The organism is Acidobacteriota bacterium (genome assembly GCA_033549365.1).
In the GTDB taxonomy this organism is placed as follows: Bacteria; Acidobacteriota; Aminicenantia; order Aminicenantales; family Saccharicenantaceae; genus JAWSUF01.
Window position 1 is genome coordinate 37,997 of sequence record JAWSUF010000002.1, and the last position, 24,876, is coordinate 62,872.

General features: G+C 60.4%; 15 protein-coding genes and 1 riboswitch. Of the genes, 2 read left to right on the plus strand and 13 right to left on the minus strand.

Annotated elements, in window-relative coordinates; genetic code table 11:
• Positions 1-25 precede the first annotated feature (25 nt).
• The 7 genes from SCM96_02945 to SCM96_02975 all read right to left on the minus strand — a co-directional run bounded on the left by SCM96_02945 (position 26) and on the right by SCM96_02975 (position 12,725).
• A complete protein-coding gene (locus SCM96_02945; GenBank protein MDW7759578.1) occupies positions 26-2,056 on the minus strand; it encodes an MEDS domain-containing protein in 2,031 nt (676 codons plus the stop codon).
• Positions 2,053-5,469 (minus strand): family 16 glycoside hydrolase, encoded by a 3,417-nt coding sequence (locus tag SCM96_02950; protein MDW7759579.1) that lies wholly within the window; start codon positions 5,467-5,469, stop codon positions 2,053-2,055. The genes SCM96_02945 and SCM96_02950 overlap by 4 nt, the downstream gene beginning before the upstream one ends.
• Positions 5,470-5,491: 22 nt before the next feature.
• The gene (locus SCM96_02955) at positions 5,492-6,763 is read right to left on the minus strand and encodes a Gfo/Idh/MocA family oxidoreductase (protein MDW7759580.1); all 1,272 of its coding nucleotides are present in this window, start codon (positions 6,761-6,763) and stop codon (positions 5,492-5,494) included.
• A gap of 83 nt (positions 6,764-6,846) precedes the next feature.
• Positions 6,847-7,503: a GWxTD domain-containing protein gene (locus SCM96_02960; GenBank protein MDW7759581.1), complete on the minus strand. Its 657-nt coding sequence runs from the start codon at positions 7,501-7,503 to the stop codon at positions 6,847-6,849.
• Between the two features lie 55 nt (positions 7,504-7,558).
• A complete protein-coding gene (locus tag SCM96_02965; protein MDW7759582.1) occupies positions 7,559-9,640 on the minus strand; it encodes an alkaline phosphatase family protein in 2,082 nt (693 codons plus the stop codon).
• Between the two features lie 33 nt (positions 9,641-9,673).
• Positions 9,674-10,699, minus strand: a complete 1,026-nt coding sequence (locus SCM96_02970; protein ID MDW7759583.1) for a DHH family phosphoesterase — start codon at positions 10,697-10,699, stop codon at positions 9,674-9,676.
• Positions 10,700-10,787: 88 nt separating this feature from the next.
• Entirely contained in the window at positions 10,788-12,725 is a 1,938-nt protein-coding gene (locus SCM96_02975) for a TonB-dependent receptor (protein MDW7759584.1), read from the minus strand.
• 67 nt (positions 12,726-12,792) lie between these two features.
• Positions 12,793-12,989: riboswitch (cobalamin riboswitch) on the minus strand.
• A gap of 515 nt (positions 12,990-13,504) precedes the next feature.
• On the opposite strand from SCM96_02975, the gene SCM96_02980 reads away from it, so the two are divergent.
• Positions 13,505-14,950: a pyridoxal-dependent decarboxylase gene (locus SCM96_02980; GenBank protein MDW7759585.1), complete on the plus strand. Its 1,446-nt coding sequence runs from the start codon at positions 13,505-13,507 to the stop codon at positions 14,948-14,950.
• 271 nt (positions 14,951-15,221) lie between these two features.
• Here the strand turns inward: SCM96_02980 and SCM96_02985 are convergent, their stop codons facing one another.
• From SCM96_02985 to SCM96_03010, 6 genes are all read right to left on the minus strand, one after another.
• Positions 15,222-17,246 (minus strand): glycoside hydrolase family 172 protein, encoded by a 2,025-nt coding sequence (locus tag SCM96_02985; GenBank protein ID MDW7759586.1) that lies wholly within the window; start codon positions 17,244-17,246, stop codon positions 15,222-15,224.
• A 5-nt stretch (positions 17,247-17,251) separates the two neighbouring features.
• Positions 17,252-18,787: a pitrilysin family protein gene (locus SCM96_02990; GenBank protein MDW7759587.1), complete on the minus strand. Its 1,536-nt coding sequence runs from the start codon at positions 18,785-18,787 to the stop codon at positions 17,252-17,254.
• Positions 18,784-20,124: a pitrilysin family protein gene (locus SCM96_02995; GenBank protein MDW7759588.1), complete on the minus strand. Its 1,341-nt coding sequence runs from the start codon at positions 20,122-20,124 to the stop codon at positions 18,784-18,786. Before SCM96_02995 ends, SCM96_02990 begins: the two co-directional genes overlap by 4 nt.
• Positions 20,121-20,675, minus strand: a complete 555-nt coding sequence (tsaA, locus tag SCM96_03000; GenBank protein MDW7759589.1) for a tRNA (N6-threonylcarbamoyladenosine(37)-N6)-methyltransferase TrmO — start codon at positions 20,673-20,675, stop codon at positions 20,121-20,123. The genes SCM96_02995 and tsaA overlap by 4 nt, the downstream gene beginning before the upstream one ends.
• Positions 20,676-20,769: 94 nt before the next feature.
• Positions 20,770-21,735: a branched-chain amino acid transaminase gene (locus tag SCM96_03005; protein MDW7759590.1), complete on the minus strand. Its 966-nt coding sequence runs from the start codon at positions 21,733-21,735 to the stop codon at positions 20,770-20,772.
• 198 nt (positions 21,736-21,933) lie between these two features.
• The gene (locus tag SCM96_03010; GenBank protein MDW7759591.1) at positions 21,934-23,136 is read right to left on the minus strand and encodes an AAA family ATPase; all 1,203 of its coding nucleotides are present in this window, start codon (positions 23,134-23,136) and stop codon (positions 21,934-21,936) included.
• A gap of 185 nt (positions 23,137-23,321) precedes the next feature.
• On the opposite strand from SCM96_03010, the gene SCM96_03015 reads away from it, so the two are divergent.
• The gene (locus SCM96_03015) at positions 23,322-24,866 is read left to right on the plus strand and encodes a TldD/PmbA family protein (GenBank protein MDW7759592.1); all 1,545 of its coding nucleotides are present in this window, start codon (positions 23,322-23,324) and stop codon (positions 24,864-24,866) included.
• Positions 24,867-24,876 lie beyond the last annotated feature (10 nt).

The following is a 24,876-nucleotide window of genomic DNA, read 5'->3' on the forward strand; positions in this document are numbered from 1 at the left end:
TTTCGGCGTTTTGTGAATAATCAGACTAGAAATGGATGGTGAATAAGGTCCCCGCATCCGACGCGGTGTGCGAGAGTGTGCCGTCGATCTGCTGCACGAGATCCCGGACGATCTGAAGGCCGAGCGTGGCCGGATCAGCGACATTCACACCTGCCGAAAGGCCGCATCCGTTGTCGGCGATCGTCAATTCAAACCGGTCGCCCTCCTCCGCTTTCATGGCGATGCGCACCGCCCCGGACCGGCCCTCGGGAAAGGCGTGGGCCAGGGCGTTGGACACGAGCTCATTGATGATCAGGCCGCAGGGAATGGCCCGGTTGATGTCGAGCCGGACGTCCTCGACGTCGAGTTCCGCCCGGATGCCCTGCCTCTCCGAACCGGACAGCGAAAAAAGGTGGGCCGTCAGGACTTCGATATAACTCCGGAAATCGACGGCGGAGAAATCCTTCGATTGGTAGAGCTTTTCGTGGATGAGGGCCATGGATTTGAGACGGCCCTGGAAGACGGCCAGAATCTCTTTCAGCTCGGGACTGGGAACCGTACGAGCCTGCAGGCTGAGCAGGCTCGAAATGATCTGCATGTTGTTCTTGATGCGGTGGTGGATTTCCCGGAGAAGAATCTCCTTTTCCCTCAATGCCGTTTTCAATTTCGCCTCGGCCCGTTTCTGTTCCGTGACGTCCCGGAGTGTGCCTTGAAGGGATTCGATGCGGCCTTCGACATCGCGGAGAACCGCGACGGTGATCAGGACATGAATGACGGTCCCATCCCGGCGCTTGAGATCGAGGGGATGATCTCTTAAAAAATCCCGCCCCTGCAGCAGCTCCAAGAGATGTTTTCTTTCTCCAGGATCGGCGTAGGTATCCTGAATGGGCACGGCGGCCAGTTCGGCGCGTTCATTGTAACCTAAAAGCTCCATGGCCGCATCGTTGAAATCGACCCAACGCCCCTCGGGGGAGGTGATGAAAATGCAATCCCGGGAGGTTCTGAAAAAATCCCGGTACTTGCGCTCGCTCTTTCGAACGGTGGCCTCGGCGTTCTTCCGGTCCGTGACGTCGCGCAGGATCCCGCCGATACCCGCATGACCTCTGCTCATGGGCACGGGAAACCGGCGCGATTCATAAATGCGTCCGTCGATGACTTCCTCATGGCCGATAAGACCGTCATGTTGCAGCACCTTTTCGTCCGTCGACCGGAACGATGCGGCGATGTTCGGAGGCAGGAGGTCGGAATCCTTTCGGCCCAACACCTCCTCCTCCCGTTTTCCGAGAAAATTCAGAAAGGCCCGGTTGGCCATGATATAGCGAAACCGCTCATCCTTCAAAAAGACCGGATCGGACGTCGATTCCAGGAAGACCTGATATCGGACCTCATGCAGGTTTTCGCGCTTGATGTTTTCCAGCCATTGCCGCACGACAAGATCCGGCTGTTTTTTGTCGAGGAATTCCTCCGGGGGAATGTAATAGAAATTCCTGGAGATGCGGTTTTCATGGATGATGTAGGGATGGGTCAGAATGGCGGATTTGATGATCTCCGGAGGACATTTCAATCTGTCATATTGGCAGAGGGCCAGGCAGGCACGCTGAGGGAAAAAATCCCGGTTGAGTTTCGCTTCATATTCCATGATCCGGTCCGATCCCGGGTGTCCCTGGAGCGCCCAGCTCATCTCGCCCGTGATTCTCAGGGCGGAGAAGCCCCGGGATAAGGCGTTCTGAGTTTCCTCGACAAGATCGGCGATCATGATATCGGGGTCGAAGGCCGCCCGGCGGGTGTAGGTCTTGCTGTGGTCAAGGATGCTCAGGGCTCCCCTGGATATGTCCAGCCTCGGATCGAGGCCCTCGGACTCGAGATTTTGGATGATCTCCTCCACCGTCCGATCCGCGACGATATAAAGGCACTTTTCCCCTTTTCCGAGACCGTCGCGGAGAAACGGAATGACGGCGTTTTTCCATTCTTCCCGGTTTGCGTGGATTAGACACAAATGGTCGGACGGCTTGAGATGAGCCAGCGCTTCCGCCAACCCCTTCTGAAGGGAAACATAGGAAAGATTCCGATCGCTCATGGGCGGGGATCCATTCCGGAAAGCGGTTTGATGCGGATGTTGCGGAACTCCACGCGGGAGCCGTGACCCAGGAAACCGATATGGCCCCGGAGATTCCGGAGACCGGGGTGAGGCCGGCCGTCCATGGGGCCGCCCGCCGTCGCTTCATCCAGATCGGCGTCCACGATGATGCGGCCGTTGAGGATGACGGTCACCCGGCGCCCGTTCATGACAACTTCCTGGGTGTTCCATTCCCCGGCGGGTCTGAGCGCGCCCCTCGCGGCCGGAATGATGCCGTAGACCGACCCGTGATATTGGTAAGGGCGGAGGTTCCGGTAGACGGGCGAACCGTCGTCCAGGATCTGGATTTCCATTCCGGCGTAGGCGGCGTCGCCCTGGAGGGGCGTTCTCACGCCGAGACCGTTGTTGGCCGTGGGCGTCAATTTGAATTCGAACCGCAGGACGAAGTCGGCATACTCCCGTGCCGTGTAAAGGTTGCCCGTTCCCTGTTCGGGGCGGACGACGATCTTGCCGTTTTCAGCCGCATAGCCCTTGAGGTCGCCCGTCCAGCCCGTCAAATCCCGGCCGTTGAACATCGCCGTGAATCCCTCGGCGAGTTCTCCGGCGTGTGGCAGGGCGACGGTTCCGATCCTATCCCTGGGAATCTCGCGGATATAGATATCCCGGAACCAAAGGGGGTTTCCATGGGCCTGGAGCTCGATCGGTCCGAATGAGGCGATTGGTTTTTTCGCGTCCCAATAGTTTTCCATGAGGACGCCGTCCACCACAGGTTCGTCATTCAGGAAAACCCAGACCCTCTCTCCGATCATGACGATGCGGAAGGCGTTCCATTCCCCCACCGGATTGTCGGCCGGTTTGAGGGGTTTGGAGGGGCCGCGTTGATTGTTGTAGAGGCCGCCGCTGCCTTCCGGATTCGCCGCGGCGTCCCAAATCTGGACTTGGGGCGTCCCGCGGAGATAGATGCCGCTGTCTCCCCCGGGTGCGATCTTCCAGTCGACAAGAAGATCGAAATCGCCGAAATTCCTTTCCGTGCTGAGATTGCGGCCTTTCCCGTCGAAGACCAGAATCCCGTTCGAGACACTCCAATGGTTGCGCATGTCCTCTTCGGCCTTGCCTGCGGCCGCCTTGAGTTCCGAGGCCGACATCTTCGCCGCAACCGGAGGATCGGCGGCCAGGCCGCGCCAGCCCGAAAGATCGTGTCCGTTGAACAACGGCCGGTATCCCATGGCGGCCAGAACCTCTTCCAGAAGGCGGGCGGCTTGGGCCCGGTCTTCCGGTTCGACGCAAAGATTCCGGGCTTTCTTGACGGCCGCCACGGTTTCGTGGGTTCGAAGCCACCATTCATCCGGTGTTGCGCCGTCGATCGCCCGGAAAAGGCTGTGAACAGTCTCCCGGGCCAGAACCGGATTTTCGAGAGCCTCCGTCAACTGACGAAAAGCCTCCGGCGAGCGGACGGAGCCCAGAGCGCGGACGACGATTTTTCCGTCTTCCTCCTTTTCCAGGAAATCGTAAAGGGTTTTGAGAGCGGCGAAGCGGTCGGTTGCGCTCCATCGGCTTCGATTGACGAGACGGACACAACCTTCCAGGGCCGGAATTCTCACCCTCCGGTCGCCGGAAGACAAAACGATTTCCTTAAGAATGTCGACGGGCGAGGCGTCCGTCCATTGTCCAAGGACGCTCACGGCGGCGCTGCGCAGACGGATATCCCCGCTTCCCGTCGCCGCGGCGACGGCGTCGAGGGCCGCTCTTCCGCCCAGGCGGCCCAGGGGGCGCAGAAAAACGATTTTCTCGCGATCCGTCGAACGATTCAGGAATTGCAGAATCGGCTCGACGCGGCTTTCGGGGTCTTCGAGGCCTGTTGCGGCCGCGACGACGGCGTTTTGAAGCGAGACCGTCTCGGCGGCTTCCGAGGCGTTGAGGAGGAGATCGAGAAGGCGGGGCAGATCCCGTGGGGCGGCCATGGTTTCGAGAGCCGCGAGCGCGGCGCGTTTGATGTCGGGGTTTTCGTCCCTGATTTTTTCAATGACGAATTCGATGTGGTCATGAGCCCGGCGCGCGGCCAGAATGTTGAGAAGAACGGCCCGGCCCGCGGGGGAGGACTCTTCGTAGTTCCGGACGACAAGGGGAACGATAAAATCGGCGGGAGCCTGGAGCAGGGCCTCGGCGATATCTTCAGCCTCTTCGACATCCGCCGTTTCCAGAAGCGGAAAGAGATGCTGGACGGTCCCCGGGCCTCCGAGACGAACGGATGCCATGGCGGCGGCCCGGCGTTCTTCGGAATGATCGCTTCCCAGGGCTTTGAGGACGGGAGGGAAGGCGATCAGGTCGCCGCGCTCGCCCAGCATGGCGATGATTCCCGCCCGGATTTCCGCGGAGGACTCTTTCATCAGAGAGATCCAGGCCTGGGTCGCCTCTTCGCCACGGATATCCGCGGCCAGCCTGAGGGCCTGTCCGCGAAATTGCGGATCAGGGTCCTTCGCGGCTTCGAGCAGGTCCGGCAGGACGGCGTCACCCAGGATCGAGGCGACAAGACTCAGAGCGGTGCAGCGGACGCGGCTTTCCCTCGGTGTTGTGTAAGCGGTGAGAATCTTGCGGGCGATTTTCAGACTGAGTTCGCGCCGGCCGTTTTCGGCCAGCCGTTCCGCATACCGGAGATAGAGAGAAGGAGCGAAATCCCTTTCCGAAGCCGGAGCGGTCAGGCTCACCCGGCCGATGACATCAAGCGCCCGGGGATCACCGGAGGCGGCGAGAGCGTGCCGGGCCGCACTTCGGATTTCAGGATCCGGATTCGCAGCCAGGGCCAGGAGCTGCTTTTCGGCGTTCCGGACGGGCATCTCGGCCAGTCCGTTGAGCAAATCGATGCGGGCGGCCCCAGGCGCCTTTTCGACGGCCCGAAGGAGGGCGGTTTCGGCACGAGAACCTCCGATGGAGACCAGGGCCCGGACGGCGGGGTCTCGAAGCCTGTCGTCCGCCAGAAAAGAAGCCAGAATCTTGACGCTTTCGACTCCGCCCGCGAGCCGGATCTGGGAGATGAGGAAACTCCGGACTTCGACCGGACCGGGTTTCCGAAGAGCCCGGTGAAGAGCCTGGATGAAAGCCCGTCTCTCCTTCTCGGCTCCGGGCCGTGTCACCGTGTGAGCAAGCCCGCTGAGCGCGTATTCGGCGGCGACGGCCGGCCCGATGAAAGGCTCCTGCAGGCGTGAAATGACATTGTCAAGGGCTTTGGGGCCGAGATCCAGAATCTCCCGGCTCAACAGGTCCCGTTCGCTGATGGAGGAAGCCGGGTATCGGGCCAGGAAGGTGTCGACGCGGCCGGCGATGTCTTTTGCGGCTTCGAGAACGGGCAGGAGACAGACGGCAAGAAAGATGGATAGCACGACAACTTGGATCCGCCGGCGTTCGCTGTGAATCATGAGTGTTCTCTCTCTCCGCCCCTTATATCCGCCAGGGCGCCCGCATGGGCTGGCGGACCAGGCGGTCGGCTTCCCGGTCTCCGATGAACGTCTCCGTGTCCGGGTCGAAGCGCAGGGACCGTCCGAGCTGGACGGCGATTTTGGCCATATTGACCAGCGTGCAGGAGCGATGGGCGTTGGACTCGTTGAGGGCGAACTTGCGCCGGGTTCTGACACAGCGGGAGAAGTCGGTTTCCATCGGCTCGGGATCGGGCAGCTCGGCGACCCGTTTGGCCAGATGGGGGATGTTGGATCGAAAACCTGAATAGAGACGTCCATTCGGGCCTTCGAGAAAAGGCGCTTGGATTTCGCTGTTTTCGCCGTCCAGCACGATGGTGCAGCCGTCGGCATAGCGCAACTCGATTCGGCGCCAGGATCCGCAGGCGTCAGGGTGCTGCTGGGGGGCGTCGACTTCGACGGATACGGGACTCGTCTCGTCCTTATCCAGAAGATATTGGACGGGATCGAGATAGTGCATGCCCATGTCTCCGAGACCTCCGCCGTCATAATCCCAGTATCCCCGGAACGTGCCGTGAACCCGGTGGGCGTGGTAAGGCTTCCACGGCGCCGGCCCGAGCCACATGTCGTAATCGAGTTCGGGAGGGACGGGTTGAGACGCGAGTCCTGTCCGTCCGCTCCAGTAAAACTTCCAGTCGAATCCCGTGGCGGCATTGATCGTGGCCTTGAGGGGCCAGCCCAGCATTCCGCTCAGGACGAGTTTGCGGATGGGGCGGACCGTCGTTCTGAATCCGTAGAAGACGTCCTCGAACCGGAACCAGGTGTTGACCCGGAATATCCTGCCGTTGCGTTCGACGGCCCGGACGATATCACGGCCTTCCGCGATGGTCCGGGTCATCGGCTTTTCGCACCAGATGTCTTTTCCGGCCTCCGCGGCGGCCACGGCCATCAGACCGTGCCAGTGAGGCGGAGTGGCGATATGGACGATGTCGATGTCCGGCCGTTCGAGGATTTCGCGGAAATCCCGATAGCCCTTGACGCCGGGGCCGGACAGTTCAAGAGCCAGGCGCAGATGACGCTCATCGACATCGCAGACGGCGAGAAGCTCGGCCCCTTTGTAGGCGATATGCCCGCGTCCCATGCCGCCGACGCCGATGATGGCCTTGGTCAGGCGGTCACTGGGTGGGATAAAGCCCGGGCCGCCGAGAATCCGGCGGGGAAGAATGGTCAGGGAGGCCGCGGCGGCCGCGGCGCCGCCGAGAAACCGGCGGCGGCTCATTGTTCCGGAACGTGCCATGCCCTCTTTTATACCAGAATCCGCTTCCGATAGCACCCCCTCTATCGCCGCCTCATCGGCGGGTCCCGGCCTGTGACGAGCCGTTACGGCGTCTTGCCGAGTGTCTGGAGCCGCTGCCGGTACCGGAGCATGTCCGTGATGCCGAAGACGGTTTCCTTGTTGCGGGTTTCCAGTTCGCCGACGTAACGATTGTCTCCAAAAATCGCCGGAGACATGCGCCATTCGTTGGGCCTCACAAAGGTGAAAGCGTACTGGACGATATGGTGTCCGTAGGGATAAGTCCAGATCTCCGCCGTCACCGCCTGGATGTCTTCATTCGTCCGATCGTTCACGCTGAAATCGCCGCCGCCGCCCGCAATGGAGGCCGAACGCATCGACCAGTCATCGGTCTGCCGGGTTTCGACGCCGGCCGGGCGCCCGTTCAGAAGATAGACACGGGCCCGGTCGGTGTTCCAGGGCTGGCGGTAATTCTCATTCTTGAAGGCCGCGGTCACGGCGGTGAGCCGCTCGTCGAAAGTCTTTTTTGCCTCATGAGTCCGGAACTCCCAGAAGAGAGCCTGGAACTCCGGGCGGGCGGCTTTCGGGATCTCCCTGTAGATTTCGCGTTCGAAATCCTGCATGATCCAGTAATGCCGGGCATACCAGGCATCCTGGGACGGCATCAGACCGATCCCGCAGGATGCGGCCGCGGCCGTGACATAGAGAACGACGGCGAGCTTGACGCAGATGGATTTCCACATGACACCCTCCTCTGATTGTGTATCACAGCAAAAACCCCCTGTCAACGGCTTGATTTCAGCGGATATAGCCGAGAGTGCGCAGCTCTTCGAGAATTTTTTCATCGGCCTCGGTTTTTTCAGGGAGGAGGGGTTGCCGGGGTCCGTCCGGCTGGTAGGTGGAGATGCGCCGCAACGGGCGGGAGCCCGGGGATCCCGGCGCGAATATTTCGATCAGAATGCGTCCGCCCATGTCGCGGGCGGCCGGGAGCCCCAGAAGATGAAGGACGGTCGGAGCGATGTCCATCACCGAGGCGCCCTTGATCCGATAGCCCTTCCGGATGCCCGGTCCCCGGGCCAGGATGACCCCTTCCAGCCGGTGCATGCCGGACAGGCGCTGTTGTTGAAAAAGATCTCCGGCCGGTACGGAGGAATCGGAAAAAATCACGGGGTCGTCGGCGGGGATGTCCAGGTTGATCCAAACCAGGATTTTCGTTTTTCCGGACACAGTGTCTTTTTCCGATTTGATGCGGGGGATCACCCGGCGGCCCGAAGCCGTTCGGAGATGATCGAGAGAATTCAAGGCCGCTGCGATGAAGGCGCGGCTTTCGCCGGCTTCCATCCCGTCGCCGAAGGGCCCTTCGGGCCGGCTGTTGAGAAGAAACGTCCGGGGCAGGCCGCTGGGATTGATGTCCATGCTGCCGTCGAACACTTGAGTCCGCTTCCAATCGATGTTCTTCGTCCCGGGCTTGAGATGCAGCCAGCCGAGGCGTTCGAGCAAAGGCTGGGTTTTGAAGGTCCGGGGACCTTGGGCCGGACCGGCGCCGTGATCGGAAACGACGACGATTGCGGTATCCTTTCCGGAGGTTTCGATCAGTCTCCCCAGGACGGTGTCGAGACGGAGGTATTCCGAAAGCACGACGTCGCCGAGATTCTCGATTTCGCGTGAGGGCGTGCCGGGATGAAGACGCCGGCTGAGGCGGCCGTTGCGGGCGAGGTCATGATATTTCCAGTAACGGTGCTGAAGATAATCAAGGCGGGGAAAAAACGCCATCAGAAGATCCGGGCGATCTTTGTTCCAGAGATGGAATGTCAGCCGGGAGACCGGATCCGACTCCAGAATGGCTTCTTCAGGTGCCAACTCCTCGAATTCGCCGGTTCTTTCCGGAGGATGGACCCGGAGAGGAATCGTTCTCAAGCCGATCCGGGACGAGACGAAAACTCCATTGACTTCCTCGGCCGGCCATCCTCCGTACCAGTTGACGACGCCGACCGACTTGTCGGAATTTCCGGCGATATCCCACAAGGCCGGTGCGGTTCGAGTCCCCACGGAAATGGGAAGAACGGCGCCCGTTTCGGGGGCTTGGACGGTGAACCCCGTGATGCCGTGTTCGGCCGGACGTTTTCCGGTGGCAAGGGTCGTCCATAAGAGAGGAGAACTGATCGGCAGGTAGGATCTCAACTGGCCATAGCTCCCCTCCTCCATGAAGGATCGGAAATGCGGCAGCCGGCCTTCCTCGATGAGAGGAAGGAGGACGTTCCAGGTGGCGGCATCGATCCCGACGAGAAGGACCTTTCGAATGTCCCCCGGTGCGGCGTCGCGGCTTCCGCCGAGCGGCAGGAGAAACACGGCCGCAACGATCGCGGGCGCGAAGACAAGGGCCGGGCCCGCCCGCCGGACGGCTTTCAGAATGAGATTCAGCAGAAAGCCCACGGCTGCGGCGAGGGCGGCGGCTGCGGCGAGAGACATCAATCCCCGGAAAGACATAATGGTTTGGACCGGATAGAAAAAGAGCGTTTTGACCGTTGCAGCCAGAAACAGAAAGGCGAATCCCGCCCAGGCCCAGGCCGCACCCGAAGTGAAACGGATTCGTGCAACGGTTTGTTTTTTTCCGGCAAACAGCGAGGCGGGAAGACTCATCAGAATACCGAGGATGATGAAAAATACGAAAATTCCCAGAGGGGAAACCATGGCATTCAAGACCGCGCCGGGAAGAAGCCGGCCGGCGAGCAGGACGAAGCCTTCAATGGCATAGGCCCGGGCGTGACCGATTTCGATCGCTTTCCAAACCGGAGTGTGAGGAATGGCCGCGAAGACGAATCCGGCTGAGGCGCCGCCCAGCGCCGCGGCCATGACGTTTTGCGTTTTCGACAGCCGCATGGGACGGGCTCCTTTCGCAAGGCTCCGGTCCCGTCAGACGGGATCGGTGTCATCCCCGCCTGCGAAGCGGGTCAATTTGATGCCGCGGCAGCGGACGGCGTCGAGCATTTTGTCGAGGATCGAACGTTTCAAACCCATGAGCCGGGCCGGGTCGGCGGAGTCGATCCGCACTTGTCCGCCGGCGACCATGCCGTGGCCGCCGCTTTTGCCCTGTCGCGGCAGGATACGGCGGATGAGGGACGACGCCTCGGCCCGGGGGTTCGTGCTCCGGATGGAGACATAAAGCGTGTCGCCATGCCGGCCGAGGCAGAGAGACCAGGTGATGCCGCGGATCCGCAGAAGAAAGTCGGCCATCTCGGCGGGAAAATCGGGATAGGGAATATCGTCCAGAAGAGCGCCCGCGAAATTCTTGCAGTAAAAAGCCTTCAGGAGAACTTTCGAGAGGTGATCGATGAATTCCCGTGACAGACGGGAATATTCGATTTGAGAAAGCCGCTTGAAGCTGGCCAAAGAGAGAAGGTGAAGGTAGGCCGTCCTGTCGGCGGCGCTCCCGTCGCGGGCCAGACGTCGGGTCTCGCTGGAGATGCCGTAACAGAAGGCCGTGGCCGCGTCGCCCGGCACGGGGACGCCGGCGGCTTGAAAGTATTCGGCGATGATGGTCGAACAGGCTCCGTACTGCGGCCTGACATCGTAAAAAGGGAGCCGTGTCGTCTTTTTCCGAAGGGGATGGTGGTCGATGACGGCCGTCGGTTTCAAGCCTTCGGGCAGGATGAGGTTTCCCGTATAGGGCTGGCAGTCGACAAGGATGGCCTGCCATTTTTCGTATCGGCGGGCCTGCTCTGTCGGGGTGAGGTGGATCTTCAGGAGACGAATCATTTCCCGGTTTTCAGCCCGGCCGATGAGACCGCTGAAATAGATCCCGCGAACCCGGGTGAAGCCGAGCTTTTTGAGGAGGATGCGCAGGCCGAAGGCGGAGGCCAGGGCGTCGGGGTCGGGATTGTTGTGAACGAAGACGGCGACCGGCCGGTCTTTTCTCAGGACTTTGAGAAGGTTTTCCATCCGGCTTTCAGCATAGCCGAGGCGGCGCGAATGTTCAAGCCGAAAAACGCGGAAGCTTTAGTCACGATAAAAAATGCCGGATTGCCGATCAGAGGCCCAAGCGGAAGCCGGCCGCAAAGGAGCGGCCCATGGTCCCGTAGCCGAACACGGTTTCGTATTGCGCGTCGAGCAGGTTCTCGATCCGGAGAAACGGCGTCAGGCCCCCGACGGCTCGGAAGGACAAGGAGGCGTCGAGCAGGGTATAGGCCGGAAGGGTCACGACGGCGGAGGGAAAGACGGTGAAGTCCCGATCCAGGCGTTCTCCCGTGTGGGTGAGTTGAAGGCGGGCTTCGCCCTTTTCGAGAAACCTGAAGAAAATGGTGCCGCCGAATTTGTCGGCCGGGCGCCGGAGAAGAGGCGTTTTGGTATCCGTATCTTCAGCCGAAAGGCGGGTGTAGGAGGCGCGGAGCGACAGTCCGTCGCCAGGACGGGCTTCAAGCGAAATTTCCGTTCCCTGTGTCACGGCCCGGCCGATATTGACGAAGCCGAGACCGAAATCGAACTGGATGAGATTGCGAAAGGCATTGTGAAAACGAACAACTTCGAACAGGACTTTGCCGTCGAAGAGACGCTGGTCGATTCCGGCGTCCCAGCCGAGACAGGATTCGGGTTCGAGGGCGGCGTTGCCGATGGGGCCCCATGCGGTTCCGGGGGCATAGAGCTGGTAAAGCGACGGAGATTTAAATCCGGATCCCACAGTGACCTTCAGGCGTGTTCCCGTTGATTCGATCAAGAAGGCCGGCGCGAGGCGGTAGGTCACGGAGGTCCCGGCCCGGCTGTGGGTGTCAAGACGGACTCCCGCCGTGGCGAAAAACCGGTCACCCCAACGGACCTGGTCCTGCAGATAAATTCCGGCCGAACGGGCTCTCTTGCCGGGAAATTCGCTGACAAAGGGTCCCCAAAATCCTTCCGAGACATAGGACGACTCGGCGAATTCCGATGCGGCTTCGGCGCCGAACGTCAAGGTATGGGAGGAATGGAAAAAGAGATTGTTCCGCCAGTCGATCTTGACCCGGCTTCCTTCATAGAGGCCGCGTTCGCTGTCGAAAGGGTGAATCTCGTCGGGGTCGTTTGTATATTCGCGCTTCGAGCGGGCGAAGGACAGGCCGAGTTTCTGTTCCCACCGGTTTTCGACAAACAGCCCCCGGAGTTCTCCGCGGATGGAGAAGGATCCGAAGTCCTGGACGCTGTTCGGGTCGTCGCCGTAGGGCCCGCCGAAATTGTCCATTTCGGTTCGGGCGACGGAGGCCCGAAACACCAGGTCGGCCTCGATGTTTTTCCGGAGAGATGTGCCGGCCCGGCCGGCCAGGGTCAGATTCCGGTAGCCGTCGCTTTCGGTATTTCCGGGATAGGCGATGCTTGCGGCCGATATCCCGTCGCTCTTCAGGGCTGAGAGGCTCAGGGCGTAATGCGTTTGCCCCGAAGATCCTCGAAAAGACAGGCGGCTGTCCCAAGTGCCGTAGGATCCCGCCGATCCGGAAAACTCGGTCCGGGGTTTGCCGCTTCCACGGGCGGTCATGATGTTGATGACGCCGCCGAGCGCGTCTGAGCCAAAGAGCGTGCTCTGGGGTCCGCGGAGGATTTCGATACGGTCGACGAGATCGAGCGTCAAGTGGGCGAAATCGAAGGCGCGGGAAGGGCTTCCCGGGTCGTTGGCTTCGATGCCGTCGACAAGAACAAGAGTATGTTCGGAGTTGGCGCCGCGTATAAAAATGGAGGAAACGGCGCCGAGGCCCCCGTTTCGCTGAATTGAGGTTCCCGCAAAGGGCGCTAGGGCGTCAATCACGGCCTTGAAATCCGAAGGGCGGAGTTCGGCGCCTGCAAGAACGGTGACGGAGCTTGCGATTTCCTTGCGCGGTGTTTCAATGCGTGTCGCCGTGACAACGATTTCGTGACTGACGGTTTGCTGTTTTTCCGCGTCTTCCGCGGCGAATGCCGGATAAAGGACGATTGCGGCGAGGGCGAGGCCGGCCATCATGCGATTCATGTCGATCTCCTTATGATGATTGCCCCCGCTCCGCCAAAAAAAAAACGACCCTGTCTTCCACCCGAAGACGGGAAGAAAGGCTCGAGGGAGATCTCCTGACTCCCGGATCGCTCTCCTCCCAGGCCTTCCCATCCTTCCGGACAGTGGCGCAGTCTGGGATTCGTCCCCGGTTACAGTAGCGGGGGCTGTGCCCGTTTCTCACGGGCTTCCCTCCGCTCAAGCCTCTTATGCGTCGTTCAAAGATCCCGGTTCCGACCGGACGAAATAGATATACGCCGTGCGCAGGACAATGTCAAGAATTAAAAAAGAAAGCGCGGGCCGGGCCCGCGCTTTCTGGGGGAAAAAAGGAGCGCAATGTCGATCTTTGCGTGCTTTCCACTAGAATAAACGCGCGAACCCCCAAAAAGGTTGCGGTCCGAAGCCATGCGAAACCGCGACCGGCGCGAAATCGGGGCATGTTACGGATTTGCGGAAAGAGATTTCGAGATGCGCTCTTCCGGGAAGAAATACAGAACGGTAAAATTTCCCTTTGCTTGATTATTTTCTGACCCCTCCGATCAACCAATAACTATTATACCACAGGAGAAAACAGGAACGCAACACTTTTTTTGAAAAAATTTAATTTACATCGAAACGATCCTTTTCAGGCGAAAAAAGCCTGAAAACCAGGCGAAAAATCCTGTTTTTTGAAAAGATGCTTTTTCGACAGAAAAACCCTGTCTGGGTTGAGATTTCTTCCCAGGGGGAGTATATTTGGGCGGGTTTCGAGGGAGACGGAAATGAGCGACAAAACCGGAGAAATAGGACTGTCCAACGAGGAATTCCGGAGTTTCGGCCATGAAATCGTCGATTGGATCGCCGATTACATGCAAAATATCGAAAAATACCCGGTTCGGTCGCCTTTGGGCCCCGGAGATGTGAAAAAACGACTGCCCGGGGAGCCTCCGGATCTTGCCGAACCCATGGACGAGATTCTCCGGGATTTCCAATCCTCAATCCTTCCGGGGATCACGCACTGGCAGCACCCCGGCTGGTTCGCCTATTTTCCGGCCAACACCAGTCCCGCTTCCGTCCTGGCCGAGTTTTTAACCGCCGGTCTCGGGGTTCAGGGCATGGTCTGGCTGACATCGCCGGCGGCCGCCGAGCTCGAGGAGGTCGTCTGCAACTGGCTGCGCGGCATGCTTGAACTGCCCGAAAGCTGGAATGGGGTGATCCAGGACACGGCCTCGACGGCGACATTGTGCGCCCTGCTGACGGCCCGGGAGCGGGCGACGGATTTTTCATCGAACGAGAGAGGCATTCGGCAGACGCTCCGCGTTTATGCCTCCGAGGAGGCTCATTCGAGCGTCGACAAGGCCGTCAAGATTGCGGGTTACGGCAGGGACAACCTGGTTCGCATCCCGACTGATGTGCGGTTCGCCATGATTCCGGACAAGCTCGAGGCGGCCGTTGCCGCCGATCTGGAGCGTGGCTTTGTCCCGGCCTGTGTCTCCGCCACGGTGGGGACGACTTCGTCGGGGGGCGTCGATCCCTTACCGGAAATCGGCGCGATCTGCCGCCGCCGGGGTCTCTGGCTCCATGTGGACGCCGCCTGGGCGGGAACGGCGGCCGTTCTGCCGGAGAAGCGCCGGATTCTCAAAGGCATCGAGGCGGCCGATTCCTTCGTTTTCAACCCGCACAAATGGATGCTGACCAACTTCGACTGTTCCGTCTATTTCGTCCGCGACCCGGGTCTTCTCATCCGGACTTTCGAGATCCACCCCGAATATCTCAAGACGGGAAAGGATGCCGTGGTCCGGAATTACCGCGACTGGGGTATTCAGCTCGGACGCCGCTTCCGCGCCCTGAAACTTTGGTTCGTCATCCGAAGCTACGGCGTCGAGGGGATCCGCGACATGGTTCGAGAGCACATCCGGCTGGCCGGCCTGTTCAAGAGCCGCCTCGATGACGATTCCCGGTTCGAACTCCTGGCGCCTGCTGACCTGAGCCTTGTCTGCTTCCGGCTGAACGCCGGCCGCCCACCCGAAACGCTGAACGCCCTGAACGCCGAGCTTCTCGAACGGGTCAACAGCACGGGCCGGGTCTTCCTGACTCACACCGCGCTTCGCGGTGCTTATACCCTGCGGCTCGTCGTCGGCCAGCGGACGACCAAAGAGCGCCACGTCCTTGAAGCCTGGGATATCATCTCCGCCGGAGCCGATAAACTCCTCGCCTCCAAATTGTAACAGCGCCTCGATCGATCTTCCGGCTTCCGCCGGGCGCAGGGGGGATCCCGGATCCGGAACTGTGCGGAAAAAACGCCGGTTCTTGCTTCTTTTCTGCAATGCGTTTTTTCCCTTTCAGGCGTGCCGATCTCACCACATCGATTTCGTCCCGGCCTGCTCGACGTAGCTCAACTACGCCTGCGCAGTCCGCTCCTCATCGCTGCGGCAATCTCGGCCCGCGCACAATCCCGGATAAGCCGTCGGAGGGTCGAGCGGGCACAGAAAGAGAAGTTCAGCGCTTCGGCGTCAGGCTCCAGACGAGCTCCCCCTTCGGGTCGGCGAAGCGCAGATAATAGCCCCACTCGCCCCCTCCCTGAAGCACTTTGATCAGCACCTTGTTCCACCCCTCCTTCAGCCTGACGGCGACATGATCCTGGTCGGGTTCGGCGGCCCGATAGACGGGGTTGGTATGGACGAGTTCGTCATTGATCCAAAGCCGGACGCCGTCATCGCTCCCCAGAAGCACGTGTGCCGTCCGCTCGTCCGGCGAGCGGACCCAGACAAGTCCGTAGGCGACGGCGTTTTCGTTGGGCTCCACGAGCTCGGACAGACGGACGTAGCCTCCGCGTTCAGCCCGGACCGCCCGCCAGCGGATTTCGGCTCCGCTCTTTCCCCGATATCTTCCATCGGTTGAGGCATCCTGTTCCGGTGGAAAAGCGACGGTCAGGGAGTCCATATCGGGAGCTTCGAACGGCGCGACGAGGTTCCAATCCATGATAAATCTGCGGTTTGAGGGCGTCCGGGCCAGACCGAGAAAGCCGATGTCAAAGGCCCGGGATCGGGGGTTTTCCCCGGCGACGACAAAGCGGAGGGTATTCATTCCCTCTTCGAGGATTCGGCTTTTCAGGGACACCTTTTCGAGTTCGCTGTCCGTCGCATAGCCGGAAAACGCGGCCGGCTCCGTGGTCTCCTCTTCGCCGGTTTCCGCATCGAGGCGCACGTGGAGGATTTTCAGGTTGCCGGCCCTCGGGCCCTTGAGAAGATAGAGGTCAAGGTCATAGGCTTCGGCGATTTCGATGGGGAAAGCGATATCGATCGCCGTACCCTCGACCGCGTTTTCAGTTGCGATCATGGGATATCGCCCGCCCCGCGGGCTGTAGAAAGACGTCAGGGCGTGCCGGAGTTCGGGCCCCGAGACGCGGATTCCCGTTGAGGTATCGGTGAAGATCGTGGCGTTGCCGTCTTCCTGGATCCATTCGGGAACGGCAAACCCGGTCGGGATCTCCATGGCGAAGGGCAGCCGTCGATCGACGGGAGGAAGCGGCGGGTAGGGGTTGTGGGGTTCGGTCTGGTACCAGAAGGCGACTGAGGACAAAAAATCGAACCGGTCGTTGGCGTGGCCGTGTTCGATGGTCACCCGGATGGATTTGCGGAAAGGGATGGGATCGGCGATGTGGAACCGATAGACCGAGGCCTTGGAGCCCGCCTGGAAATCCTCTTCCTGGAGGGGACAGCCGTAAAACAGGCTTTCGTCCTCGCTCATTCCCCAGGCGCCGCCGAAATAGTCCTCGGATCCGGTGCCGTGCAGGGAGGGTTCGGATTCGCCGTCGACGAAGATCATGTCGTCGCCCTCGCCCCACCAGCCCATCGATCTCTGCAGGACGTTGAAGGCGCAGCCGGCGTAATGGCCGGAGCCGACGGCATCCAGGATGAGATAGTTTCGGCCTTTTTCCGGAGGCATCTCCTGACGGTACTGGGCGTGGAAATAAGGGACGTCGGGTTCAAGATCCGGGATCTCCCGGTAATTGATGTAATAGTAGAAGGCGTTGACCGCCCGCGATCCCTCGTTGGTCAGGGTCACGCGGCATGACCAGCGAAAGGGCATGTACCAGAAACAGTTGCGGGCCCGGCCCTCGGAAGAATTCGAGATGGGGAGCGACTTCAGATTCCGGTTGAGTCCGTGTCCGACACCGAAGAAATCGCCCAGCGGAGCTTCGACCGACGGCGCCTCTTCGCCGTCCCAATAAATGCGGAGGATGAGCTTCCGGCCGTAAAACGGCTCGGCGGCCGCGGTCATCCACATATGGTGAATCGCGGCCGGGCCCTCGATCTCGGCCAGAACGGCCGTATGGCCGGGTTCGATGACAAGAGAGTCCCGGTTGCCGCCCGCTCGGTCATGGGAAGAGATGCGCCGGCTCCGATAGTTCTGTGGCTCACCGAGTTTGCCGCGGAGGTCCTGACTGTTCAATGCGGCGTCTGCTCCGACAAGAGCCGTGACGACGGCCGCCGCCACAGCGGCTCTCTTGAACATTGTCATCAAACTTATTCCATAGGCAGGCCGGCTTTCCGGAAAAAGGCCGTGGCCGGCGCGATCCGTACCGTTTCGGGCCGCACGCCGAGCGCATAGGACTGGATGACCAGGTCTTCCTGCAGGATCTCCGCCGGCATGTTCGGATTGGCGTAGGAGATCGGTGAGGGGGTATCGGCGATGAGCGCGTCGCGGAGAGACTCGGCGTCCTCGGTGATCACGGCGATCATGACGTTGTCGAAATTCAAATGCTTCCGGATGGCCCGGTTGACATCCTCGCGGCTGATGCGCGGCAGCCGTTTCTGGACATCGTCCAGAAAATCCCGGGTGCCGTAATGCCGGGAGTCGATTTGCCAGCCGATTCTCTCATCCAGCGTTTGGGCGTAAAGCCGCGTGTAATTGAGAAGGTATGTCCGGGTGAGTTCGAAGCGTTCTTCGGGAATGCCCTCCTCAACCAGCTTGCGAAGCTCCCGCAAGGCCTGCCGGACGACAAAATGGCGGTTGGAGTTGGCCAGCGGCCGGATCCAAATCGAAAAATACTGTTGCTGCCGGGCGTAATTCGTCGCCGGGAACTTGTCGCGGCCCTGGATGAAGTGTTCGATGTAGGCGTAGTTGCCGTAGTTTTGGCCGCGCTCCTCGCGGATCTTCTGGAAGAGAAGCGAGAGAGACTGGCGATGTTCGCCGAAGTGGGCGCCGGCGATCCACAGGGCGAAGAAGTCCTTGTCCGCCCGGGTGAGTTTGACGGGAAAACCCATGGAAATCGCCGTCGCCGGAGTCTGTTTTTCGGCGATCATGAATTCGAGCCCGGAGGGCATCCGCGTCTCCGGAAGAACGAGTTGGGGCGTCCGCCCTTCGGGAAGGGCGGCGAAGTCGGCGGTCACCTTTTCGACAAATCCGTCGGGATAACCGCCCGCCAGACCGATCGTGAAATTCCCGCGCAGAAAATGCTCCTTGTAGAAGGACCGGACGTCGTCCAACGTCAGGTTCGAGACGCTCTCCACCGTCCCGGCCTCGTTCCGGCCGTAGGGATGGTCCTCGTAGAGCATGAGGTTCAGGATCTCCTTCCCGAACTGCTCGTCCATGTTGTTGACCAGCGTCCGTTCGAGGAAGTTCACCTGGTTGGTCTTGATCCGGGTGAAGTCCTCCTCGCGGAAACCCGGTTCGAGAAGCATGCCGCGGAGAATGGCATAATAGGCTTCGAGATTGTCGACGTGAACGGTTCCGGAAAAGGCCGACATCTCCTTGTCCACCCGCAGCCCCAGCCGTGCGGCCATGGGATAGAAGCGTTCGGAGATCTCCTGGAAGGTCAGGTCGCGGCTTCCGCCGTTGGCCAGGAGGTTCAAGGTGAGTTGGGCCAGGCCTTCCTTTCCGGCCGGGTCGTGGGCCGAACCGACGTTGAGAACAATGCGCAGGCTGACCAGCGGATTGCCCTCGATGGGCAGGAGTTCGACGACCGGCCCGCCGGTCTTTTTGCCGCCGCAGCCTGTGACGAACATGGCGAGCCCCAGACAGACGATTCCGACTCCGGCATATCGCATCAGGGTTGTCATTGTCCTCCTCCTGTCAGGGTGACCGTCGTGCTTGCGGCCGGAACGAAGTATTTCCGGGCCGCTTCCTGAATGTCGGCCGGGGTCACCTTTTCATAGAGCCCGTAGAGAGCGTTCACGGTGCCCGGGTCTGCGGCCAAATTGATAGAGTGCGCCAGAGATCCGGCGATGCCGTCCGTCGTACCCAGAACCCGGGCGAAGGAATACTTGAGATTGGATTTGACGTCGGCCAGTTTTTTCTCGTCGACGGGTTCGGTCTTGATGCGTTCGAGCTCGTCCAGGATGGCCTTTTCGACATAGGGCAGATCCTCGTCATTTCTCAGGACGGACGAGAGAACGAGAAGATAGGGATCGCGCCGGTCGGCGAAACTGGCGCCGAGCGAGACGCACTTCTGCTCCTCGATGACCAGCCGCTGGTAAAGCGGCGAAGAAGACGAGAAGGCGATTTCGGCCAGAAGGTCGAGGGCGGCCTTGTCGATGGATTCCGTCGTATAGGCGGGTCCGCGATAGGCCATCGCCATGCGGGGAAGAGTCTTCGAAGGCCAGGGGTAATGCGCCCGCTTGGCTTTGGTCTGGGGCGGTTCGACCGGTGTTTGGAGCGAATATCCCGAGGGTTCCCAGGCGCCGTAGTGTTCACGGACGAGCGCCATGAGCCGGGCATGATCGAAGTCTCCGGCGACGAGGAGAATCGTGTTGTCGGGGGCGTAGAAGCGCTGTTTGAAGAGGCGGCTGTATTCGTACTGGTTCGGCATGTCCAGGATGTCCCGGAGGTAACCGAGCGTCGTGTGCTTGTAGGAGTGCTTTTCAAAAGCCGTGTCGCGCAGCAGCTCGAACAGCCGCCGGTCGGGGTTGGAGGCCGAGGCGTAGTATTCGCCCTCGATGACGGGGGCCTCGGTCTTCAGCATTTCCTCGTCGTAATAAAGGTTGAGGAATCGGTCGGCCTCGATCCGGACGACCTCTTCGAGGTTTTCCCGTCCGGCGAAGACGACGAAGTAACAGGTATAGTCGTCCGTCGTATACCCGTTCGTCCCGGCCCCGAGGCGGGTCAGAAACTCGTCGTAGGCTTCCTTGGGCACGTCCTTGGTGCCCTTGAACATCATGTGCTCGAAGAAATGGGCGAACCCGGACTTTCCGGGCTCGACCTCATTACGGGACCCGGCCCGGACAATGGTGTAAAAGGCGATGATATGGGGGTTGTCCAGGGGAATGGAGACGACCTTCAGCCCGTTGTCGATCTCCTCGATCCGGTAATCGAAGGGGAAAATCTTCGATTCCGCGGCAAGCGCCGCGGCCGGAAGAATGAGGGACAGGGCGATGGCCGCGCACAAAAATTTGGTCATCGGGCGATCCTCCTTGTTTCCTTTTTGTTTGTATATCCAGCCGGTTTGCTTTTTGAAGCCGGCGTTAACGCTGTTTCTTCATCGCGCCAGCCCTGGCGGATGTCGATCTTCCGGTCGCGCGAGGTGTAGGGCTTGATATCGAGGACGGGCGTTCCGTCGATCATGTCCAGGCCGGCGATGCGGAGAACGTTGTCTTTGCGGCCGAGAAGCCGGACCACGGTCATGCCGATCCCGCCCGGGCGGTGGGGCGAGCGCGTGGCGAAAACGCCGCGCCGTTCGGTCTGACCCGGCGGCAAAGACAGGAGTTTGGGCGGGCCCGCCTTGTGAAAGGCGAAGATGACGATGAGATGGGAAAACCCGTCGATGTCCTTGAGCCCGGCCGCGTAGCGTTTGTGGATGTGGATTTCGCCCTCGATGTCGTCGAAGGCCGTTGGGGACGCCAGGATTTCCGGGGTGATGTCATCGGGACTCCGGAAGGGGGACCGGACGCGGCCGATCGTCCTGAAGGACAAGCGGCCCGGGCGGCCTTTTATCTTTCCTGTTTGATCCATCTTATGCTTTTTCCGAGGTCTGCAAGTTCATAGCGGCCTGTCTCGCCTCGGTCTTGGATTCGGCTGATTCGGTTCAGATATCGGTCTGTGCGCCTCAAGCATCGATATAGGTCAGCCAATTCTCGTATTCGGGCCTCTTCCCCGTGACGACTTCCCTGTAGACTTGGGAAACCTCGAGGGTGCGCGGGCCCGGCGTTCCTTCGCCGATCGTGAATTCCCGGGCCGGGGCGCCGGGCGTCGAGGTGTCGGTGATTTTGACGACCGGGGTGACCTCGACGGCGGTTCCGGTGAAAAAGACCTCGTCGGCCGTGACGAGATCCTCGATCGTGAAGGGAGCGATCCGCGTTTTGTGCCCGAGGTCGCCGAGGATTTTCAGGATGCTCGTCCGGGTGATGCCCTCGAGGATGGACTCCGTTCCGTCGTTCGTGTGGAAGACGCCGTCCTTGACCAGGAAGATATTTTCGCCCGGACCTTCGGCGACGCGGCCCTCCATGTTCAGGAAGACGGCCTCGTCGAAGCCGGCTTTGCGGGCATCGATGCCGCAGATCGTCGACTGGACATAGACGCCGCCGAGCTTGGCCCGCATGTCGAGCTGGGAGCGGTGGACACGGCGCTGGGGGATGACGCAGACGGAGACGCCCTTTTCGGCTTTGTCGCCGAGGTAGGCGCCCCATTCCCAGGTGCCGACCAGGAGATCGACCGGGCAGAACTTGGGATAGAGGCCGAGGTTGCCGTAGCTGTAGAAGAGAAGCGGGCGGATGTAGGCGCTCTGCATGGCGTTTTCGCGCATGACGAGCTTGACGATGTCGATGACTTCGTCACGGCCGTAAGCGTGGTCCATGCGGCAGACTTCGGCGGAGACGAGGAGGCGGTCGATGTGTTCCGTCAAGCGGAAGACGGCAGGCCCGCGGTCGGCGGCGTAGGCCCGGATGCCCTCGAACACGGAGGTTCCATAGTGGAGGGCATGGACCATGGGGTGGACCACGGCCTCCGACCAGTCGTAGATCTTGCCCTGGTACCAGTACTTCGAGGCCTTGGCGAAATGGGTGTTAGGAAACATGCAGGACTCCTTGAAGATTGAAATGATGATGGGAAAGAAGGCGCGGAACTCCCCCTTGTTTGCGCTGTGACGCCGCCGGAAAAATGAAAGCGGACTCTCCTCTGTTCTCCGGTTTTTCTGGTCCGTCCGACCCTTTGAGATGGAATCCTAGCATAAAGCTTGAGAGGGCACAACACCCCGAATCCGCCGGGCTTGCAATCAGGAAAAGATTCTTTCCAGGAAGCTTCGGAAGGACAGGGCGGTGATTCGGTCGTCGATTTTCCTGTCTCTCATTCCGGTGAAGACGATGAAGCCTTGACCGGCCTTGTCCCTGTAGGTCTCGATGAAATATTCCAGGTGCCGGATATCCGCCGGCCTGATGTTCTCCCCCCACTTGACTTCGATGGGGATCCAGCGATCGCCGAGGTCGATCACCCAGTCGATTTCCCTTCCGGCATAATCCCTCCAATACAGAAGTTTGCCGGAAATCCCCCGGGCTCTCATCATCCGGAGAATGGACAGGCCGATCCATTGTTCGAAAAGGCTTCCCCAGTATTCTGTGGTGAACTCGGCCGGTCCGAGCACTTCGGCCGCGGCGTTTCGGACGCCGGTGTCGAAAAAGATGTATTTCGAGGCTTTGCGAAGCTTCCCGCGCTCTCCGGCCGGGAGGAGGGAGTCGACTCTTTCGACGACCAGGGAATCTTCGAGAACCTGGAAATGTCCGGATATCGTGGCGTGGGTCACCCCGATATCCTGGGCCATGGACCTCATGCTGAGAAGTCCGCCCGAGGCTTCCGCGGCCAGCTTCAAGAATCTTGAGAATGCACCGAGATTTCTGACCAGGGCTTCGGCCCGGATCTCCTCTTCCAGATAGGCGGTCACGTAGGATGAAAGGACTTCGCGCGCCTGTTTTTCGCGGGAATCCGCGACGAGAGTCAGGATTCCCGGGAGCTCCCCATTTTTCAGAACACGCTTGAGATCCGCGACATTCGCGATTTCGAGGGCATTCCTGTATTCGGGATAGATCAGGGGATCCATACGGAAATGAAGAGCTCTTCCGGGCAAAAGATTGATGTTTCGATTTCGAAGCTTCCTTGCCGAAGAACCCGTCAAAGCGAAAATCTTTTTATCGCGGTCGATCAGCACTTGGATGTCGTCCAGCACAGCCGGAACTTTCTGGATTTCATCGATGAAGACATGCTTTTTTCCGGAAGCCGAAACCTCCTGGGCGAGCAGGGACGGATCCCGCTCGTATCGCAACCGGTCCTTTGTCTCCATCAGGTTGAGTGCGATGTGCTCATAGGACTGGAAAATTCCGGCCAGAGTCGTTGTTTTCCCTGTCTGTCTCGGTCCAAGGAGGAAAAAAGAGAGTTGTTTTTCCAGGGTTTCGATGATTCTGGACTCGATGAATCTGGATAGCATGCCATCTATATTAGTAAAATATGGATGGATTGTCAAACATTTTCATCATCGATCATCTTAACTCCTGGTTGCCGGATTATCCATCTTGCGGCGACGCCGGGCCATTTCCATGAAAAAAGCGTGATTATAAACAAATCCTGTCCAATTGACGTATAATTCCCATATCACGCAAATCTGGAGGCCTCATGAATAATCCCAAGATGCCCAAATTGATGGACCGGCGGTCCTTCCTGGGCAAAAGCCTTTGCTCGGGAGCGCTGGTCGTTTCGCTTCCCCTCTGGAAGCAACTGGCTTTCGCCGGGGTCGATCCCCTGGAAGACGTCCAAAAGGCGGCCGCCTTTCCCGTCACCAGGGAGGACCTGGCCCGGCTGCTCAAAACGGCCCTCGGCCGGGGCGGGGAATTTGCCGAGGTGTATTTCGAATACACCGTCAGCAACAGCATCTCCCTCGACGAGGATAAGATCTCCTCGGCCGTCCGCGGCCTGGACATGGGCGCCGGTATCCGGGTCCTTCACGGCGAGAAGACCGGTTACGCTTTCTCCGACGACCTGGATTTCGCCCGCCTCGAGGAAGCGGCGGCGACAGCCGCCCTCATCGCCTCGGGCGCGGCCGCTCCGGCTCCCGGATTGTTCCGCGTCCTCGAACCGCCCTCCTATTACCAGGTCCGGATCCCCCCGGATTCCGTCGCCGCGCGCGACAAGATCGCTCTCCTCCTCAAAGCCAATGCGGCCGCCCGGGCCTTCGACAAAAGAATCACCCAGGTCGGCGTCGGCTTCGGCGACACCACGAAAAAGATCCTCATCGCCAATTCCGACGGCCTCTATGTCGAAGATCTCCAGACTCTGACCCGCTTCGGCGCCAGCGCCTCGGCCCTCGAAGGCGACAAGCGCGCCATGGGTTACGAGTCGAAGTCGGGCGCCTACGGTTTCGAACACTTCGATGCGGCCCAGGCCGAGCTCTTCGGCCGCACGGCCGCCGAGATGGCCGTCCGGCTCCTCCCGGCGGAGGATGCCCCGGCCGGCGAGTTCCCGATCGTCATCGCCGCCGGATTCGGGGGCATCTTCTTCCACGAGGCCATCGGCCACAGTCTCGAAGCCGACGGCATCCGGAAAAAAACATCCTGTTTCTGGGACAAGCTCGGCCAGCCCATCGCCTCCCCCGCCGTCACCCTGGCCGACGACGGCACCTGGAAGGGCGGCTGGGGCGCCGTCAACGTGGACGACGAGGGCCACGTCGGACGGAACACTGTCCTGATCGATAAAGGGGTCTGCACAAGCTTCATCCAGGACCGCCTGAATGCGGGGCTGATGAAGACGAAACAGACGGGCAACGGACGCCGCGAGTCCTACCAGCACTATCCCATCCCGCGCATGACGAACACCTACCTCCTGCCCGGCGGAGACGCCCCCGAGGACATTGTCAAGTCCGTCGACAAAGGCCTCTTCATCGCCAAGATCGGCGGCGGCAACGTCCAGCCGACGACGGGGCGCTTCGTGTTCTCCGTCACCGAGGGCTACATGATCGAGGGCGGAAAGGTGGCGCAACCGCTTAAGGGCATCATGCTCATGGGCAACGGGCCGGACGTCCTCATGAACATCTCCCGGGTCGCCTCGGACCTCGTGGTCATCGGCGGCGGGAGCTGCGGCAAGGCCGGCCAGTCCAAGCCGGTCGGCTTCGGAAACCCCACTCTTAAAGTCGACAAGATCACCGTGGGCGGGGCAAGGGTCTGAAGGAGAATGG

Bases quoted from the DNA above. Each gene is read 5' to 3' on its own strand.
- SCM96_02980 (MDW7759585.1), top strand. From the start codon at position 13,505: ATGAGCGACAAAACCGGAGAAATAGGACTGTCCAACGAGGAATTCCGG.
- SCM96_02950 (MDW7759579.1), bottom strand. From the start codon at position 5,469: ATGATTCACAGCGAACGCCGGCGGATCCAAGTTGTCGTGCTATCCATC.
- SCM96_02960 (MDW7759581.1), bottom strand. From the start codon at position 7,503: ATGTGGAAATCCATCTGCGTCAAGCTCGCCGTCGTTCTCTATGTCACG.
- SCM96_03015 (MDW7759592.1), top strand. From the start codon at position 23,322: ATGAATAATCCCAAGATGCCCAAATTGATGGACCGGCGGTCCTTCCTG.
- SCM96_03005 (MDW7759590.1), bottom strand. From the start codon at position 21,735: ATGTTTCCTAACACCCATTTCGCCAAGGCCTCGAAGTACTGGTACCAG.
- SCM96_02985 (MDW7759586.1), bottom strand. From the start codon at position 17,246: ATGACAATGTTCAAGAGAGCCGCTGTGGCGGCGGCCGTCGTCACGGCT.
- SCM96_02970 (MDW7759583.1), bottom strand. From the start codon at position 10,699: ATGGAAAACCTTCTCAAAGTCCTGAGAAAAGACCGGCCGGTCGCCGTC.
- SCM96_02995 (MDW7759588.1), bottom strand. From the start codon at position 20,124: ATGACCAAATTTTTGTGCGCGGCCATCGCCCTGTCCCTCATTCTTCCG.
- SCM96_03010 (MDW7759591.1), bottom strand. From the start codon at position 23,136: ATGCTATCCAGATTCATCGAGTCCAGAATCATCGAAACCCTGGAAAAA.
- SCM96_02990 (MDW7759587.1), bottom strand. From the start codon at position 18,787: ATGACAACCCTGATGCGATATGCCGGAGTCGGAATCGTCTGTCTGGGG.
- SCM96_02965 (MDW7759582.1), bottom strand. From the start codon at position 9,640: ATGCGGCTGTCGAAAACGCAAAACGTCATGGCCGCGGCGCTGGGCGGC.
- tsaA (MDW7759589.1), bottom strand. From the start codon at position 20,675: ATGGATCAAACAGGAAAGATAAAAGGCCGCCCGGGCCGCTTGTCCTTC.
- SCM96_02945 (MDW7759578.1), bottom strand. From the start codon at position 2,056: ATGAGCGATCGGAATCTTTCCTATGTTTCCCTTCAGAAGGGGTTGGCG.
- SCM96_02975 (MDW7759584.1), bottom strand. From the start codon at position 12,725: ATGAATCGCATGATGGCCGGCCTCGCCCTCGCCGCAATCGTCCTTTAT.
- SCM96_02955 (MDW7759580.1), bottom strand. From the start codon at position 6,763: ATGGCACGTTCCGGAACAATGAGCCGCCGCCGGTTTCTCGGCGGCGCC.